This window comes from Stenotrophomonas sp. SMYL11 (genome assembly GCF_036320005.1).
Classification (GTDB): Bacteria; Pseudomonadota; Gammaproteobacteria; order Xanthomonadales; family Xanthomonadaceae; genus Stenotrophomonas; species Stenotrophomonas maltophilia_A.
In genome coordinates, this window is the sequence record NZ_JAWIRS010000012.1 from 79542 (window position 1) to 97534 (window position 17993).

The window sequence follows — 17993 nt, forward strand, 5'->3', positions numbered from 1 at the left end:
CCGATGCGTAGCTGGGCTGTTCGCGGGCTGGTCCTGCTGCTGGCCGTGCTGGTGCTGCCTGCGGCGCTGGCACAGGCGGTGCCTGGGCTGTTGCCGCTCAGCCCGCTGCAGCGCGAGTACCTTGCCGCGCATCCGAGCATCGTCGTGGGCCAGTATGACAGTGGCTGGCCGCCGTTCGAGTCCCTCCGTGATGGCCAGCAGGTCGGCCTGGGCCCGGATTATCTGTCGCTTCTCGCCCGTCAGCTGGGCGTGAAGGTGGAGGCGCGGCGCTATCCCGACTGGACATCCGTGCTGGATGCGGCATGTCGTGGCGAGATCGATGTAGTGATGAATGTCGGTCTCAGTGCCGACCGCACCCGCTGCATGGTCTATACCGCGGCCTATGGCGAGGCACCTCTGGCCTTGGTGGGACGCCCGGATGACCTGCGTGCCTCCGATATCCCCGACCTGGATGGACTGCGGGTGGTGATCGAGCAGGACTTCCTGACCGGCCCGCAGGTGCGGGCGCGCTTTCCCCGGGCACGACAGCTTGTCGCAAACAGCTCGTTGGCGGCGCTGGAGATGGTCAGAGACGACAAGGCAGACGTTTACATCGGCAATGCCTACGTGGCCACCGAACTGATCGCACGCGAGGACCTGCAGGGGGTCGTGCTGCTGCGCCCCAGCGATCTGCCGCCCGAACGGCTGCACTTCGGTGTTCCCAACAGCAAGCAGCCGTTGGCCGAAGCATTGGACCTGGCACTGGCTGCGACCAGCCAGGCCCAGCGCGATGCGCTGGTGCAGCGCTGGCTGCCACCTCCGCAGTGGTCGGCATCGGCACAGCTGGCGTTGAGCCAGGCCGAGAAACGGGTACTGGAGCAGCCGTTGAAGATCGGCTTCGCGCCGAACGCGGCGCCGCTGTCGTTCGCGGACCAGGATGGCAAACCCAGTGGCCTGGCCAGCGAATACCTGCGGCGCTTGCTGCAGGCTGGCGCCAACCTGCAGGTGGAAAACAGCCATGACTGGTACGAGGTGCGCGAGAAGGCGCGCCGCGGCGAGCTGCAGGCGGTGATGGGCATTCCTGCCGATTCTCGTTACCTGGGCCCGGACTGGGTGTTCAGCCAGCCCTTCATCAGCGTGCCGAACGTTATCGTCAGCCGGCGTGACAGCCCGGCGTTGCTGGGCCTGTCCGACCTGCAGGGCAAGCGGGTGCTGCTGTCCGATCCGGAACGTGTGCGTGGCTATGTGCTGCAGCAGGCGCCGCAGGCGCGCATCATCGCGGCACGCAGCGCGGAACAGGCCCTGCAGCGCCTGATCAATGGCGACGCCGATGCCTACGTAGGCAACCTGGCACTGGTTGACCATCTGCTGCGCAGCCGCTTCCCGGGGCGCCTGCAGGTGGCGGCACCGGCAGGTTTCAACGATCAGCTGGTGCTGGCGGTTGAGCGCCGCCATGCCGCCCTGGCCACCACCTTCGACCGCCTGCTGCTGCAGATGACGCCGCGCAAGCGGGAGGCGCTGCGCGGCGACTGGTTGGCGGTGGAATACCGCAGCGGCGTCGACTGGACCACCGCGCTGCGCTGGGGCGTGCCGCTGCTGCTGGTGCTGCTCACCGCGCTGCTGGTGCACGCCATCGGGCATTGGCGGCTGCGCCGCGAGGTGGCCGGACGGCGTCACCTGGAACAGCGCCTGGCCGAAGTCACCGACAACCTGCCCGCCGTGGTCTATCAGGCTCGCCGCGCGGCAGACGGAACCCTCAGCTTCCCGTTCATTGCCGGTGACCTGCAGGCATTGTTCGGGATCAGCCGGCAGCAGGCCGAACAGGATGCAATGTGCCTGCTGGAGCGCATCGAGGAAGACGACCGCGAGCACATCCTGCATGCGGTCGAGCAGGCGGCGCGCCAGTTCGCACCGCTTGTTCTCGAGTTCCGGCTGCGACCTGAAGGCACCGGCGCGCGCTGGGTGCGCAGCCAGGCCCATCCCTATGCGGCCGAAGCGGGCGTGGTCACCTGGAGTGGATACTGGGTGGATGTCAGCGAGGCGCGTGCACAGGCCGAGGCCCTGACTGCGGCCAAGGCCGACGCCGAACAGGCGGCGGAGGCGAAGTCGCGTTTCCTGGCGACCATGAGCCATGAAATCCGAACGCCGATGAGTGGCGTGCTGGGCATGCTGGAAGTGCTGGCGCATTCGCCGCTGGATGCCGAGCAGCAGCGCATCCTTGGGGTGATCGAGGATTCGGCGCAGATGCTGCGGCAGATCCTCGACGATATTCTTGACTACTCGCGGCTGGAGGCCGGCGCGCTGCGCCTGGAACCGGTGCCGCAGCCGCTGCGGCCATTGCTGGAAAGCGTGTGCCGGTTGTTGTCGGCGCAGGCCAGTGCACGTGGGCTGGACGTGCACGTGCAGATCGACCCGCAGCTGGCGGCCGCGCACGAAGTGGATGGCGTGCGCCTGCGCCAGATCGTGTTCAACCTGCTCAGCAACGCCATCAAGTTCACCGTGCGCGGCGAAGTGCGGCTGCAGCTGGACGTGCTGGGGCCGACCGCCGAAGACGGCAGCCAGCCGCTGTGCCTGAGCGTCACCGACACCGGCATCGGCATCGCGCCGGAACAGCTGCAGCACCTGTTTGCGCCGTTTACCCAGGCCGGTGCCTACATCCAGCGCGACCATGGGGGTACCGGCCTTGGCCTGAGCATCTGCCAGCGCCTGGTGCAGATGATGGACGGCGAGCTGGAGCTGCACAGCACGCTGGGCGAAGGGACCCGCGTCGAGGTGCGGCTGTCGCTGGTGGAAGCCGGCAGTGGCGATGTCGAGGCCCTGGTGGCCGAGCAGGATGAGGCGGCGCTGCTGCCGGCGCCGCTGCGCGAGGCACGGGTGTTGGTGATCGAGGACCACCCGACCAACCAGGCGATGATGGCCTGGCGACTGCAGCAGCTGGGGGTGCCGCATGTGATGGTCGGTGACGGCCAGCAGGGCTTGGATCGGCTGTCGTCGGAGAGCTTCGATCTGGTGATCACCGACTGCCGGATGCCGGTGCTGGATGGTTTCGGCTTCACCCGCCTGCTGCGCGAGCGCGAAGGCCGCAATGGCCAGCCGCGGCTGACCGTGCTGGCGCTGACCGCCAGCGTGCTGGATGACGATGCACGTCGCTGCCGTGAGGCGGGCATGGATGAGGTGCTGGCCAAGCCGCTGTCACTGGCAACGTTGCGCGCCGCGCTGCTGCGCTGGTTGCCACAGGCGCAGGGCCAGTCGTTCGAGGTGCCGGTGGTCGAGGTGGCGGCCGACGATGGCGATACGCTGCCCGATCTGGCGGCCCTGCAACAGCGCTTCGGCTCGCGCGCGGTGGCCGAGCAGCTGCGTGACAGCCTGCTGCAGGCCAGCGAAGGCGATCTTGCCGCCGTGCAGCGCGCGCTGCAGGCTGGAGATCGCCAGGCGGCCGCACTGCACCTGCATCGCCAGGCCGGTGGGTTGGGCGCGGTGGGAGCGACAGTGCTGGCCGGGCAGGCCAATGCGTTGGTGGAGCGTCTGCAGGATGCGGCGGAAACCGATCCGGCGCCTGTGTTCGCGGCGGTGGCGGAATTTGTGGCACGGCTGCAGCAACAGCTGCAGCGCCTGGCTCACTGAGCCGACTGCTGCTGCAGGTAGGCGATCACCAGCGCGCGGCGTTCGGCGCTGGGGAAGGCGTTGTACATGCGTGTGCCGGGCACCACGTGGGTGGGCGACTGCAGGAACGCATCCAGGGTCTGCGCGGTCCAGGTGATATCGGCGCTGCGCATGCCGTCGGAATAGCCATAGTCCGGCAGGCTGCCAGCGCGGCGGCCGATCACGCCGTGCAGATTGGGCCCGAAGCGGTGGATGCCACCAGGTTGCACGGTGTGGCAGCCGGCGCACAGCTCGAACGCGCGCTGCATGGCCTGCTGCTGCGCCTGTTCCGGCGTGGCCGGTGCCGCAGGCGGGCGCTGGCAGGCCGTGGCCGCCAGCGCCAAAGCAATGGTGATGAGCAGGCGGAAAGCACGCATGGGCGGGCAGGATAGCGATGCAGCGGGGCAGGTGGGCTGCGACACGCGGTCGCAGCCCGGAGCAATCACATGCCCGAATAGTTCGGGCCGCCACCGCCCTGCGGGGTCACCCAGACGATGTTCTGGGTCGGGTCCTTGATGTCGCAGGTCTTGCAGTGCACGCAGTTCTGCGCGTTGATCTGCAGGCGCGCGTTGTCGGCTTCACCGACGAACTCGTACACACCCGCCGGGCAGTAGCGGGCTTCCGGGCCGGCGTACTCGGCCAGGTTCACCTTCACCGGAATGCTGGGGTCCTTCAGCGTCAGGTGGCTGGGCTGGTTCTCGTCGTGGTTGGTGCTGCTGAGGAACACCGAGCTGAGACGGTCGAAGGTCAGCACGCCATCCGGCTTCGGGTAGGCGATGCGGGTGTGCTTGGCCGCCGGCTCCAGGCAGACGTGATCCGGCTGCGTGCGGTGCAGGGTCCACGGCGGATTGCGCACGCCCAGCTTCGGCAGCAGCCACTGCTCCACGCCGGTCATCAGCGTGGCCACGGTCTGGCCCTTCTTGAACCACTGCTTGAAGTTCTTGGCCTGCTGCAGTTCGGTGAACAGCCAGCTGGCTTCGAACGCCTTCGGGTAGGCGCTCAGTTCATCGTGCTGGCGGTCGGCGGCCAGCGCGTCGAACGCGGCATCGGCGCACAGCATGCCGGTCTTGATCGCGGCATGGCTGCCCTTGATGCGGCTGGCGTTGAGGTAGCCGGCCTCGCAGCCGACCAGCGCGCCACCCGGGAACACGGTCTTGGGCAGCGACAGCAGGCCGCCGGCGGTGATCGCACGCGCGCCGTAACCGATGCGCGTGCCACCCTCCAGGTGCTTGCGGATGGACGGATGGGTCTTGAAGCGCTGGAACTCTTCGAACGGGCTCAGCCACGGGTTCCTGTAGTCCAGGCCAACCACATAACCGATGGCGACCTTGCCGCCGTCGGCGTGGTACAGGAACGCACCACCGTAGGTGTCGCTGTCCAGCGGCCAGCCGGCGGCGTGCACCACCAGGCCCGGCTCATGCTTGGCCGGGTCGATCTGCCACAGTTCCTTGATGCCGATGCCGTAGGCCTGCGGGTCCTTGCCTTCATCGAGCTTGTAGCGCGCGATCAGCTGGCGGCCGAGGTGCCCGCGTGCGCCTTCGGCGAAGATCGTGTACTTGGCCTGCAGCGCCATGCCGCGTTCGAAGGCCGGGCCGATGCTGCCGTCCTTCGCGATGCCCATGTCGCCGGTGGCCACGCCGATCACTTCACCGTTGTCGCCGTACAGCACCTCGGCTGCGGCGAAGCCGGGGAAGATCGCCACTTCCAGCGCTTCGGCCTGCTGCGCCAGCCAGCGGGTCACTTCACCCAGGCTGATGATGTAGTTGCCTTCGTTGTGGAAGCACTCCGGCAGCAGCGCGTTGGGCGTGCTGCGCGCGCCGGTTTCGCTGAGGAACAGGAATTCGTCGCGGGTGACCTTCTGCTTCAGCGGTGCGCCGCGCTCGGCCCAGTCCGGGAACAGCTCGGTCAGCGCGCGTGGATCCATCACCGCGCCGGATAGCACGTGCGCGCCCGGTTCGGAGCCCTTTTCCAGCACGCACACCGACAGTTCACGGCCGGCTTCGATCGCACGCTGGCGCAGGCGGATCGCGGTGGCCAGGCCGGCGGGGCCGGCGCCGACGATCACCACGTCGAACTCCATTACTTCACGCGGGGGCAGGGCGTTGGCTTCAGCGCTCATCGATTGCATGACTCGTGGGTAGGGCCGGCATCGGGGCCACCGGCGGTGCCTGGGAATCGCGCGTGCAGCCACGAGCGAAACGGTTGTTTGAATGTGTCAGGGTACCGGGCCGCGCGTGATCGAGCTAGATCGACGATGTTCACGTCATGATTGCTGCGGTGCAGCGTAGGGCTGCAGCTCTGGTGGGTGCCGACCTTGGTCGGCACGCTCTGCCCGGATGACCGACAATGGCCGGGTCCTGACTGCGCGTGAGTGCCATGGCTTTGCATCCGTACGATCTGTTCGATGTCCGTTCCCTGCTCAACGAGGAAGAGCGCGCGGTGCAGGAGAGCGTCGCCCGCTTCACCAACGAGCGCGTGCTGCCGATCATCGGCGATGCCTTCGACCAGGCCCGCTTCCCTTCAGAGCTGGTGTCGGAGATCGCCGCGCTGGGCCTGCTCGGTGCCACTCTTCCGGCCGAATACGGCGGCGGCGACCTGGGTGCGGTCAGCTATGGCCTGATCTGCCAGGAGCTGGAGCGCGGCGATTCGGGCCTGCGCAGCTTCGTCTCGGTGCAGAGCTCGCTGTGCATGTACCCGATCTATGCCTACGGCAGCGAGGAGCAACGCCAGCAGTGGTTGCCGGCGATGGCGCGCGGTGAGCTGATCGGCTGCTTCGGCCTGACCGAGGCACACGGCGGTTCCGATCCGGCCAGCATGAAGACCCGCGCGGTGCGCGACGGCAGCGACTGGCGCATCAGCGGCAGCAAGATGTGGATCACCAGCGGCCCGGTGGCCGATCTGGCCATCGTCTGGGCGCAGACCGAGGACGGCATCCAGGGCTTCGTGCTGGAAAAGGGCATGGCCGGCTTCACCACGCAGGAGATCAAGCACAAGATGAGCCTGCGCGCGTCGCTGACCGGCGCGTTGTTCTTCGACGACGTGCGCGTGCCCGACAGCCACCGCCTGCCGAACGTGAAGGGCCTGAAGGGCCCGCTGGGTTGCCTGACCCAGGCCCGCTACGGCATCAGCTGGGGCCCGATCGGAGCGGCCATTGCCTGCCTGGATGAAGCGCTGGGCTATGCCAAGGAACGCGTGCTGTTCGGTCGCCCGCTGGCGGCCACGCAGAGCGCGCAGATCAAGCTGGCCGAAATGGCCCGCCGCATCACCACCGCGCAGCTGCTGGCGCTGCAGCTGGGCCGCCTGAAGGAAGCTGGCCAGCTGCAGCCGCAGCAGGTCAGCCTGGCCAAGTGGAACAACTGCCGCATGGCCATCGACATCGCCCGCGAGTGTCGCGATCTACTGGGCGGCGCCGGCATCACCACCGAGCATGTAGCGATCCGGCATGCGCTGAACCTGGAATCGGTGATCACCTATGAAGGCACCGAGACCGTGCACCAGCTGGTGATCGGCCGCGAACTGACCGGCATCAACGCGTTCTGAGCGGTGCGGGGAACACCATCCACGCATGGCGTGGATCTGCTGCACATGGCACCTGCCACGGCCACCTGGGATGTGCTTTGGTAGGTGCCAACCTTGGTTGGCACATTGCTTGAGCGCGCGACCGGGCATCGGTGCGGACCAGGGTCCGCACCCACCAGAAGCGATCCACAGCCATCAGAGGTTCTCGGTGCCTGCCTGGACCTGCCTTTGGTAGGTGCCAACCTTGGTTGGCACATTCCTTCAGCGCGCGACCGGGCATCGGTGCGGACCAAGGCCCGCACCCACCAGAAGCGGGTCCCCACCCACCTGAGGCGGTTTACGCGCCGCCCGCAAACCCGTGCTGCCGCCACGCTTCGTACATCACCACCGCAACAGTGTTGGAAAGATTGAGGCTGCGGTTGTCCGGCCGCATCGGCAGGCGCAGGCGGCGGCCATCGGGCAAGGCATCGAGCACGTCCTGCGGCAGGCCGCGGCTTTCCGGGCCGAACAGGAACGCATCACCATCTTCAAAGGCCACGCTGTCGTAGCGCACGCTGGCACGCGTACTCAGGGCAAACAAGCGCTTCGGTGCGATCCGCGCCAGCGCGGTGTCCAGGTCGGGGTGCACCTGCAGGCGCGAGTATTCGTGGTAGTCCAGGCCGGCGCGCTTGAGCTGCTTGTCTTCCAGTGCGAAGCCGAGCGGCTCGACCAGGTGCAGCTGCGCGCCGGTGTTGGCGCAGAGCCGGATCACATTGCCCGTGTTGGGCGGGATTTCCGGTTGGAACAGGATCACATGGAACTGGGGCGCGGCATTCATCGGCGCAGTGTACCTGCGACGACCGCCGCCTTTACGGCGCACGCCCTGCGCTGGGCAGGGCGGCACCGCTTACGGGCGCAGCAGGACTTGGGCGGTTTCGGTGGCCAGGGCCTGCAGGTCGGCGGCGCTCGGGCGCACCTGCAGGGCCGGCAGGTTGACGATGACCGAGTTGGCGACGTTGGTGGCGGCGGCAGCCAGGGTCGCGGCGTAGCGCTGGGCTTCCATTTCGGCGGCCAGGGCGACGCGCTGTTCCAGGCTGGGGCGCACTTCGACGGCGGCCAGGGTGGTGATCGGCATCGCGGCAGCAACCGGGGCGGCAACGTAGCCGTTGCGCTCGGCCAGCTGGTCGGCGCTCGGGCGCACTTCCACGGTGGCCAGGGTCGGGATGCCGCTGGCCTGTTCCCAAGCCTGCTGGGCCAGCTGGTCGGCGGCCGGGCGGACCTGCACGGTGGCCAGGGTCTGGATGGATTCGGAGGCCTGCACCGACGAAACAACCGCGGTGCCGGCGATCAGGGCGATGGCGATGGCAATGGTCTTGGCGTTCATGACGGGGCCTGTTTAGTGTTGGTGATCAGTGGTGTGGTAGTAAGGTAGTACACCAATTCTGGGCATGCAAGGAAAATTTTCGGCTTCCTGCAGTTGTTCAGTCTTCAGTCAGCTTTCATCTGAAGCCCTTCCTGGCGCAGGAAGTACCAAGCAATCCCCGTGCCAACTTTTAGTTATTGATTTACAAGGATTTTGTATTCTTCGAAAAGTGTCCGGTGGGCGGACACCTGTCCATTCAATGTGCTGCGGACACTGTCCGGACGGTCCTGGCGGGCGCTTGTGACCGGTCAGGCACAGCAGATCGGCGCTGCGGATGGGGCACAGGGGCAAACACCCCCAGTGACTGCTGGCCGATTCCTGCCGCTGCGTGCGCAGGCTAGGATCAGGGTTCACCTATGTGACCAAGGATCCGGATATGTCTCTCGCCCTTCGCCCGCGCGCTGCACTGCTGGCCGTCGCCCTCAGCACTGCCTTGGGCACGCTTGTGCCTTCCCATGCGCTGGCGGCCAAGCCGGCCGCACCGGCCAAGGTCGATATCCCGTATGAGCAGTTCACCCTGCCCAACGGCCTGCGCGTGATCGTGCATACCGATCGCAAGGCGCCGATCGTCGCGGTCAACGTCTGGTACCACGTGGGCAGCAAGGACGAACCGGCCGGCCGTACCGGCTTCGCGCACCTGTTCGAACACCTGATGTTCCAGGGCAGCGAAAACCACGACGGCGAATTCTTCGAACCGTTCAAGCAGGTCGGGGCCACCAACCAGAACGGCACCACCAATACCGACCGCACCAACTACTTCGAGAACGTGCCGACCACCGCCCTGGACATGGCGCTGTGGATGGAGTCGGACCGCATGGGCCATCTGGTCGGTGCGATCGACCAGGCTGCGCTGGACGAGCAGCGCGGCGTGGTGCAGAACGAGAAGCGCCAGGGCGAGAACCAGCCCTACGGCCAGGCCTGGGACCAGCTCAACAAGGCGCTGTACCCGGTAGGCCACCCGTATCACCACGGCGTGATCGGTTCGATGAACGATCTGAACGCGGCGTCGCTGGATGACGTGAAGACCTGGTTCCGCACCTGGTACGGCCCGAACAACGCGGTGCTGGTGCTGGCCGGCGACATCGACCTGGCCACTGCCAAGGAAAAGGTCGGCAAGTACTTCGGCAGCATCCCGGCCGGCCCGACCATGGCGCAGCCGGCAGTGAACGTGGCCAAGCGCAGCGCCGACACGCGCGAGACGATGACCGACAAGGTGCCGCAGGCGCGCATCTACCGCGCCTGGAACGTGCCGCAGGTCGGCACCACCGATGTCGATCAGCTGCAGCTGTTCGCGCAGGTCCTTGGCGGTGCCAAGTCCTCGCGCCTGAGCCAGCGCCTGCAGCACCAGGACAAGCTGGTGGACAGCATCGCCTCGGGCCTTTCGACCTCGCAGCTGGGTTCGAACTTCGTGATCATGGCGACGGTCAAGCAGGGCCAGGACCCGGCCAAGGTCGAGAAGATCATCGACGAGGAACTGGACCGCCTGATCAAGCAGGGCCCCACCGCGGCCGAGCTGGAGCGCGCCAAGACCGGTGCCCGCGCCGGCTTCATCCGCGGCATCGAGCGCATCGGCGGCTTCGGTGGCAAGGCCGACGCACTGGCCGAGTGCGCGGTGTTCACCGGCGACCCGGGCTGCTTCCGCACCTCGCTGGCCAACATCGAGAAGGCCAGTGCCGCTGATCTGAGCCGGCTGGGCGCGCAGTGGCTGGACAAGGGCAGCCACACCCTGGTGATCGCACCGGGTGAGCGTGTGGCGCTGAAGGAAGACCCGAGCCAGGCACCGAAGCCGTTCAACGTTCCCGCGGTGGACCCCAAGTACAGCACCCTGCCGGAGCAGGTTGACCGCAAGGCCGGCGTGCCGCAGACCCGCGAGTTCCCGCAGCTGAAGTTCCCGGCGCTGCAGCGCGCCACGCTGAAGAACGGCACCCAGGTGATCCTGGCCGAGCGCCACGAGATTCCGGTGGTGCAGTTCAGCTACCAGTTCCCGGGCGGCTTCAGCGCCGACCAGGGCCGCAAGCCGGGCACCGCCAACTTCACCATGAGCCTGATGACCGAAGGCGCCGGCAAGCTCGGCTCGCTGGCCTTCGCCGATGCTGCCGATGCGCTGGGCGCCAGCCTGGATGCCTCGGCCGGCCTGGACTCGATGAGCGTGGACCTGTCGGCACTGAAGGAAAACCTGGCACCGTCGCTGGCGCTGTACCGCGACCTGCTGCGCGAGCCGCGCTTCGAGCAGGGCGAGATCGACCGGGTCAAGGCGAGCTGGATCGCCGGCATCCAGCAGGAGAAGGTCAACCCGGGTGCGGTGGCGATGCGCGTGCTGCCGCCACTGCTGTATGGCAAGGGCCACCCGTATGCCATTCCGTTCACCGGCAGTGGCGACGAGGCGGCGATCAGCGGCCTGACCCGCGAGGATCTGGTTGATTTCCACCACGACTGGCTGCGCCCGCAGAACGGCACCCTGATCGTGGTCGGTGACACCACCCTGGCGGAAATCGTGCCGCTGCTGGACAAGCAGCTGGGCGACTGGAAGGCTGCCGGCGATGTCCCGCAGGTGAAGGCGGCGACCGACGTTGCATTGCCGAAGGGCCCGCGCGTGTTCCTGATCGACCAGCCGGGCGCGGTGCAGGCCAACCTGTTCGCCGGCCAGGTGGTAGCGCCGTCCAGCGCCACCAGCTCGACCCGCTTCGATATCGCCAATGGCGTGATCGGTGGCGACTTCACCTCGCGCCTGAACATGAACCTGCGTGAGGAAAAGCACTGGTCGTACGGTGCGCGCAGCAGCGCGATCAATTCGGTGGGCCAGCGCCCGTGGATGGCCAGCGCACCGGTGCAGATCGACAAGACCGGCCCGGCGATGGCGGAAATGCGCAAGGAAATCGCCGCGTTCGCCGACGGCAGCAAGCCGGCCACCGCGGCCGAGGTCAACCGCATCCGCAACATCCAGACCCTGAGCCTGCCCGGTGCCTACGAGACCGCCAGCGCGGTGGCGTCGACCATCGGTTCGATCGTGCAGTTCAAGCGCCCGGATGACTACGTGCTGCGCCGCAAGGCCGAGATCGAGGCGATGACCCCGGCACAAGTGCAGCAGGCCGCCGCCGAGATCAAGCCGCAGGCGCTGACCTGGGTGGTGGTGGGTGACCTCAAGCAGACCGAAGCGGCCGTGCGTGCGCTGAACCTGGGCGAGGTGACGGTGATCGATGCCGAAGGCAACCCGGTCAAGAAGTAAGGCAATACCCGGCCCGCCATGGGGTGGGCCGGCTCCCCTGGTAGTGCCGGCCGCTGGCCGGCAACCCCATGACCCGAAGGCGGGGTCAGAACCCCCTGCAGGGGATCTGACCCCCACCGGCTACCCCCGATTCAGGCTGTTCAGGCAGAATCCCCCCCATACCCTTCCAGGATCTGCCCATGCGCGTTCTGCTGCTTTCCTCCCTGCTGCTCACCGTCACCGCCTGTACCTGGGTGCCGATCGAACCGGCCGGCAAGGCGACCCGCGTGCTGCCGGCAGGCCCCGTTCCGGCCGGCTGCATCGCCAAGGGCGAGGTGGTGGTCACCGTGAAGAGCAAGGTCGGCTTCTACAACCGCAACCCGCTGCGCGTGCAGGAAGAACTGGAAACCCTGGCCCGCAACGAGGCCCCCAGCGCCGGTGCCAACGCCGTACAGGCCGCCGCCGCGCCTGCGGATGGCAGCCAGCGCTTCGCCGCGTTCCAGTGCCCGCCGCGCTGAACGCTTCACCATACGGCCAAGCCTGAATTCGTAAAGATGCGGTGAAAGCCCGGGGGTTATAGAATAGCGCCCCCTTTTGCCTGAGCCTTGGCGCTAACCTCGATGCTCTTCAAGAATGTCTCGATCGCCGGCCTGGCACACGTCGACGCGCCGCATACGCTGACGACCAAGGAAATCAACGAACGCCTGCAGCCGACGTTAGATCGCCTCGGCATCCGCACCGATGTGCTCGGCGACATCGCCGGCATCCACGCACGCCGCCTGTGGGACAACGGTGTGCTGGCGTCGGACGCCGCCACCATGGCCGGCCGCAAGGCACTGGAAGACGCGGGCATCACCGCGACCCAGGTCGGCCTGCTGGTCAACACCTCGGTCAGCCGTGACTACCTGGAGCCGTCCACCGCCTCCATCGTGTCGGGCAACCTCGGCGTCAGCGACGAGTGCATGACCTTCGACGTCGCCAATGCCTGCCTGGCCTTCATCAACGGCATGGACATCGCGGCGCGCATGATCGAGCGCGGCGACATCGACTACGCGCTGGTGGTGGATGGCGAGACCGCCAACCTGGTGTACGAGAAGACCCTGGAGCGCATGACCGCTCCGGACGTCACCGCCGATGATTTCCGCAACGAGCTGGCCGCCCTGACCACCGGTTCGGGTGCTGCGGCCATGGTGATGGCGCGCTCGGAACTGGTGCCGGACGCCCCGCGCTACAAGGGTGGCGTGACCCGCTCGGCCACCGAGTGGAACCAGCTGTGCCTGGGCAACCTGGACCGCATGGTCACCGACACCCGCCTGCTGCTGATCGAAGGCATCAAGCTGGCGCAGAAGACCTTCAGCGCCGCCAAGATCGCACTCGGCTGGGCCGTGGAAGAGCTGGACCAGTTCGTGATCCACCAGGTCAGCCAGCCGCACACTGCCGCGTTCATCAAGAACTTCGGCATCGACCCGAAGAAGGTCATGACCATCTTCGGCGAGCACGGCAACATCGGTCCGGCCTCGGTGCCGATCGTGCTGAGCAAGCTCAAGCAGCTGGGCAAGCTGAAGAAGGGCGATCGCATCGCGCTTCTGGGCATTGGCTCGGGCCTGAACTGTTCGATGGCCGAAGTGGTCTGGTAAAAAAGTCACCGCTGAGCTGCTGCGCGATTGCCTGGCCAACCGCTCGCGACGGGCAGCGATGAGTTTTCCAAGTGTCCAAGGGCCGGTTCTACCGGCCCTTTCTACAGGTGCGATTCGATGTCCCAGCTTCCCGGTTACCCCGCCCACCCGCAGCGCTTCGAGGTCCGCCCCGGCCTGTCGATGAACTATCTCGACGAAGGCCCGCGCGATGGCGAGGTGGTGGTGATGGTGCACGGCAACCCGTCGTGGAGCTATTACTGGCGCACGCTGGTGGCTGGCCTCTCGGACAGGTACCGCTGCATCGTGCCGGACCACATTGGCATGGGACTGTCGGACAAGCCCGATGACAGCCGCTACGAGTACACGCTGCAGTCGCGCGTGGACGACCTTGATGCGCTGCTGAAGCACCTGGGCATCACCGGTCCGGTGACCCTGGCCGTGCACGACTGGGGCGGCATGATCGGCTTCGGCTGGGCGCTGTCGCATCACGACCAGGTGAAGCGCCTGGTGGTGCTCAACACCGCCGCGTTCCCGATGCCGGCGGCGAAGAAGATGCCGTGGCAGATCGCGCTGGGCCGGCACTGGAAGATCGGCGAGTGGATCATCCGCACCTTCAACGCGTTCTCGTCCGGTGCCTCGTGGCTGGGTGTGGAGCGGAAGATGCCGGCCGATGTGCGCCGCGCCTACGTGTCGCCTTACAACAGCTACGCCAACCGCATCAGCACCATTCGCTTCATGCAGGACATCCCGCTGTCGCCGTCCGACAAGGCGTGGTCGCTGCTGGAACGCGCCGGCAAGGCACTGCCGTCGTTCGCCGACCGCCCGGCCTTCCTCGGCTGGGGCCTGCGCGACTTCGTGTTCGACCACCACTTCCTGAAGGGCTTCCAGGCCGCGCTGCCGCAGGCCCAGGTGCATGCCTTCGAGGATGCCGGGCACTACGTGCTGGAAGACAAGCACGAGGTGCTGGTGCCGGAGATCCGCGCGTTCCTGGACAAGAACCCGATCTGAGGGGGCGGCCGGGTTCATGAGGTTGCCGGCCAGCGGCCGGCACTACCTCTACGCGGCGACCGGTGCCTGTGGCGGCGAAGACGGGCTGTTGCCGTTGTCGTCCGGATGGTCGTCGTCGTTGTCGGCCGCGTCGCGCCAGCGCCAGTCGGCCAGCGTCAACGGATCCAGGCCATAGGAGATGCGCGCCTTATCGCACTGCGGGCTGGCCTTGCCGTACTCCCACGATGCATCCACCTCGCGGCACACGCTGGGCCGGTTGGGGTGGATGGTGCAGCGTGAATACACGCCGATCTGCGCATCCAGCGCCACGCAGCGCACCGGCTTGGAGTGGGTGCCGCGCATGCACAGGCGATGCGGGTCCAGCACCTCGGTCAGCTGGTGCGGTACGCCGCCGGGGGTGACCTCGTCTGATTCCATCCAGTGGAAGGCCACGCGGTATTGGGTGCAGCAGGCGCCGCAGGTCATGCAGGGATGTTGCATGGGCAAGCCGCCTCGGGCGGCAGTCGGAATCAGGAACGAGGGTGCGGATTTTCCACGAAGTGGGCCGCCGCGCAAGAAATTCCGTAAGCGGCGACAATGAACGGATGAACCGACCCTGCAATATTGCCGCCCGTTTGCCTGAACTGGCGCGTGAACGGCCCGACCAGATCGCCATCCGCTGCCCGGGCCGCCGTGGCGCCGGCAACGGCATGGCCGCCTACGACGTGACCCTGGATTACCGCCAGCTGGACGCCCGCAGCGACGCCATGGCGGCTGGCCTGGCCGGCTACGGGATCGGCCGCGGGGTGCGCACGGTGGTGATGGTGCGGCCGTCGCCGGAGTTCTTCCTGCTGATGTTCGCCCTGTTCAAGCTGGGCGCGGTGCCGGTGCTGGTCGACCCGGGCATCGACAAGCGTGCACTGAAGCAGTGCCTGGACGAGGCGCAGCCGGAGGCCTTCATTGGCATTCCGCTGGCACACGTGGCGCGGTTGGTGCTGCGCTGGGCGCCCTCGGCGACCCGCCTGGTCACCGTCGGCCGCCGCCTCGGCTGGGGCGGGACCACGCTGGCCGCACTGGAGCGCGCCGGTGCCAACGGGGGGGCGATGCTGGCCGCCACCGATGGCGAGGACATGGCCGCGATCCTGTTCACCAGCGGCTCCACCGGCGTGCCCAAGGGCGTGGTCTACCGCCACCGTCATTTCGTCGGCCAGATCCAGCTGCTGGGCAGTGCCTTTGGCATGGAAGCGGGCGGCGTGGACCTGCCGACCTTCCCGCCGTTTGCCTTGTTCGACCCGGCGCTGGGCCTGACCTCGGTGATTCCGGACATGGACCCGACCCGGCCGGCGCAGGCCGACCCGGCACGCCTGCACGATGCCATCCAGCGCTTCGGCGTGACCCAGCTGTTCGGATCGCCAGCATTGATGCGGGTGCTGGCCCGTCACGGTCGGCCGTTGCCGACCGTGACCCGGGTGACCTCGGCCGGTGCCCCGGTGCCGCCGGATGTGGTCGCCACCATCCGCAGCCTGTTGCCGGCCGATGCGCAGTTCTGGACCCCGTACGGCGCCACCGAGTGCCTGCCGGTGGCGGTGGTGGAAGGCCGCGAGCTGGAGCGCACCCGCGCGGCCACCGAGGCCGGCGCCGGTACCTGCGTGGGCAGCGTGGTTGAACCGAATGAGGTGCGCATCATCGCCATCGATGACGCACCGTTGGCCGACTGGTCGCAGGCGCGCGTGCTGGCCACCGGCGAGGTGGGCGAGATCACCGTGGCCGGACCGACCGCTACCGACAGTTACTTCAACCGCCCGCAGGCCACCGCGGCGGCGAAGATCCGCGAGTCGCTGGCCGATGGCAGCACGCGCGTGGTGCATCGCATGGGTGACGTGGGCTACTTCGATGCGCAGGGCCGCCTGTGGTTCTGCGGGCGCAAGACCCAGCGCGTGGAAACCGCGCGCGGGCCGCTGTACACCGAACAGGTCGAGCCGGTGTTCAACACGGTGGCCGGCGTGGCACGTACTGCGCTGGTCGGCGTTGGCCCGGCGGGTGCGCAGGTGCCAGTGCTGTGCGTGGAGCTGCAGCGTGGCCAGGCAGACAGCCCGGCGCTGCAGGAAGCGCTGCGTGCGCATGCCGCAGCCCGCGTGGCAGAGGCCGGCCTGCAGCACTTCCTGGTGCATCCGGCGTTCCCCGTCGATATCCGTCACAACGCCAAGATCGGCCGCGAGAAGCTCGCCGTCTGGGCCAGCGCCGAACTGGAGAAGCGCGCATGAAGATCCTGGTCACCGGTGGTGGTGGTTTCCTTGGCCAGGCGCTGTGCCGTGGGCTGGTCGAACGTGGCCATCAGGTGCTGGCGTTCAACCGCAGCCACTATCCGGAGCTGCAGGCGATGGGGGTGGGACAGATCCGTGGCGATCTGGCCGATGCGCAGGCGGTGCTGCACGCGGTCGCCGGCGTCGATGCGGTGTTCCACAACGGCGCCAAGGCCGGCGCGTGGGGCAGCTATGACAGCTACCACCAGGCCAACGTGGTCGGCACCGACAACGTCCTCGCGGCCTGCCGTGCACATGGCATCAGCCGCTTGGTCTACACCTCCACGCCCAGCGTGACCCACCGCGCCACCCATCCGGTGGAAGGCCTGGGTGCCGACGAAGTGCCGTACGGCGAGGACTTCCAGGCGCCGTATGCGGCCACCAAGGCGATCGCCGAACAGCGCGTGCTGGCTGCCAACGATGCGTCGCTGGCGACGGTGGCACTGCGCCCGCGCCTGATCTGGGGCCCGGGCGACCAACAGCTGGTGCCACGCCTGGCAGAACGTGCGCGGCAGGGCCGCCTGCGCCTGGTGGGCGATGGCAACAACAAGGTGGATACCACCTACATCGACAACGCCGCGCTCGCGCATTTCCTCGCCTTCGAAGCGTTGGCACCGGGTGCCGCGTGTGCGGGCAAGGCCTACTTCATTTCCAACGGCGAACCGCTGCCGATGCGCGAGCTGGTCAACAAGCTGCTGTCCGCCGTGGGTGCACCGACGGTGGACAAGGCAATCAGCTTCAAGACTGCTTATCGCATCGGTGCGGTCTGCGAGCGGCTGTGGCCGCTGCTGCGCCTGCGTGGCGAGCCGCCGCTGACCCGCTTCCTGGCCGAGCAGCTGTGCACGCCGCACTGGTACAGCATGGAGCCGGCGCGCCGCGACTTCGGCTACGTGCCGCAGGTCAGCATCGAGGAAGGGCTGCGCAGGCTGAAGGCTTCATCTGCCGCATAGGTCGCCATCACTGGTTGCACACCGCCAGATCGGGAGGATGGACCCACGCCATCCAACGGCCCGGACATCTGCGAGGAGCACCATGCTGCATTACGCCGTTATTTTCTTCGTCATCGCCATCATCGCTGCCGTGCTCGGCTTCTCCGGCATCGCCGGTGCCGCCAGCAATATCGCCTGGATCCTGTTCGTTGTGTTCCTGGTACTGGCAGTGATTTCGATGTTCCGCAAGCGCGGCTAGAAGACCGCTGGGTAGTGCCGGCCGCTGGCCGGCACTGTTCTTTCCGGTGGGTGCCGACCGTTGGTCGGCACGCCATCGTCCGGTAGATGCCTACCTTGGTAGGCACGCCATCGCCCGGTAGGTGCCTACCT

14 protein-coding genes are annotated in these 17993 nt (G+C 67.4%); 9 read left to right on the plus strand and 5 right to left on the minus strand.

The annotated features are described in order from the left end of the window. The first annotated feature begins 3 nt into the window (after positions 1–3). The gene (locus V3B46_RS16280) at positions 4–3603 is read left to right on the plus strand and encodes an ATP-binding protein (protein ID WP_329892347.1); all 3600 of its coding nucleotides are present in this window, start codon (positions 4–6) and stop codon (positions 3601–3603) included. Here the strand turns inward: V3B46_RS16280 and V3B46_RS16285 are convergent. Together V3B46_RS16285 and V3B46_RS16290 are read right to left on the minus strand one after the other, a co-directional pair. Then, on the minus strand, positions 3597–3998 hold the full coding sequence (locus V3B46_RS16285) for a c-type cytochrome (protein WP_317218337.1): 402 nt from the start codon (positions 3996–3998) through the stop codon (positions 3597–3599). The two genes, V3B46_RS16280 and V3B46_RS16285, sit on opposite strands and share 7 nt — an antisense overlap. Before the next feature lie 65 nt (positions 3999–4063). Beyond that, a complete protein-coding gene (locus V3B46_RS16290; protein ID WP_329892348.1) occupies positions 4064–5740 on the minus strand; it encodes an electron transfer flavoprotein-ubiquinone oxidoreductase in 1677 nt (558 codons plus the stop codon). Positions 5741–5997: 257 nt separating this feature from the next. Here V3B46_RS16290 and V3B46_RS16295 point away from each other — a divergent pair, with 257 nt between their 5' ends. Continuing rightward, positions 5998–7161 (plus strand): acyl-CoA dehydrogenase family protein, encoded by a 1164-nt coding sequence (locus V3B46_RS16295; RefSeq protein WP_049398617.1) that lies wholly within the window; start codon positions 5998–6000, stop codon positions 7159–7161. A 316-nt stretch (positions 7162–7477) separates the two neighbouring features. Here the strand turns inward: V3B46_RS16295 and V3B46_RS16300 are convergent, their stop codons facing one another. Then, the gene (locus V3B46_RS16300) at positions 7478–7957 is read right to left on the minus strand and encodes a tRNA (cytidine(34)-2'-O)-methyltransferase (RefSeq protein ID WP_005407625.1); all 480 of its coding nucleotides are present in this window, start codon (positions 7955–7957) and stop codon (positions 7478–7480) included. 69 nt (positions 7958–8026) lie between these two features. Beyond that, entirely contained in the window at positions 8027–8503 is a 477-nt protein-coding gene (locus V3B46_RS16305; RefSeq protein WP_154261914.1) for an XAC0231 family protein, read from the minus strand. A gap of 415 nt (positions 8504–8918) precedes the next feature. Here V3B46_RS16305 and V3B46_RS16310 point away from each other — a divergent pair, with 415 nt between their 5' ends. The 4 genes from V3B46_RS16310 (at position 8919) to V3B46_RS16325 (ending at position 14392) form a co-directional block, all read left to right on the plus strand. Beyond that, positions 8919–11768 (plus strand): M16 family metallopeptidase, encoded by a 2850-nt coding sequence (locus V3B46_RS16310; RefSeq protein WP_329892349.1) that lies wholly within the window; start codon positions 8919–8921, stop codon positions 11766–11768. 179 nt (positions 11769–11947) lie between these two features. After that, on the plus strand, positions 11948–12265 hold the full coding sequence (locus tag V3B46_RS16315) for a DUF4156 domain-containing protein (protein ID WP_005407628.1): 318 nt from the start codon (positions 11948–11950) through the stop codon (positions 12263–12265). 102 nt (positions 12266–12367) lie between these two features. Continuing rightward, on the plus strand, positions 12368–13384 hold the full coding sequence (locus V3B46_RS16320; RefSeq protein ID WP_010487115.1) for a 3-oxoacyl-ACP synthase III: 1017 nt from the start codon (positions 12368–12370) through the stop codon (positions 13382–13384). A gap of 117 nt (positions 13385–13501) precedes the next feature. Continuing rightward, positions 13502–14392: an alpha/beta fold hydrolase gene (locus V3B46_RS16325; RefSeq protein WP_329892350.1), complete on the plus strand. Its 891-nt coding sequence runs from the start codon at positions 13502–13504 to the stop codon at positions 14390–14392. A gap of 48 nt (positions 14393–14440) precedes the next feature. On the opposite strand, the gene V3B46_RS16330 is transcribed toward V3B46_RS16325, so the two are convergent. Continuing rightward, positions 14441–14872 (minus strand): YkgJ family cysteine cluster protein, encoded by a 432-nt coding sequence (locus V3B46_RS16330; protein WP_329892351.1) that lies wholly within the window; start codon positions 14870–14872, stop codon positions 14441–14443. Between the two features lie 104 nt (positions 14873–14976). On the opposite strand from V3B46_RS16330, the gene oleC reads away from it, so the two are divergent. From oleC to V3B46_RS16345, 3 genes are all read left to right on the plus strand, one after another. Continuing rightward, positions 14977–16635, plus strand: coding sequence for an olefin beta-lactone synthetase (oleC, locus tag V3B46_RS16335; RefSeq protein ID WP_329892352.1), 1659 nt, complete (start codon positions 14977–14979; stop codon positions 16633–16635). Next, a complete protein-coding gene (oleD, locus tag V3B46_RS16340; RefSeq protein ID WP_182267038.1) occupies positions 16632–17624 on the plus strand; it encodes a 2-alkyl-3-oxoalkanoate reductase in 993 nt (330 codons plus the stop codon). Before oleC ends, oleD begins: the two co-directional genes overlap by 4 nt. Before the next feature lie 82 nt (positions 17625–17706). Then, positions 17707–17862: a DUF1328 domain-containing protein gene (locus tag V3B46_RS16345; RefSeq protein WP_004153593.1), complete on the plus strand. Its 156-nt coding sequence runs from the start codon at positions 17707–17709 to the stop codon at positions 17860–17862. The last annotated feature ends 131 nt before the right edge of the window (positions 17863–17993 follow it).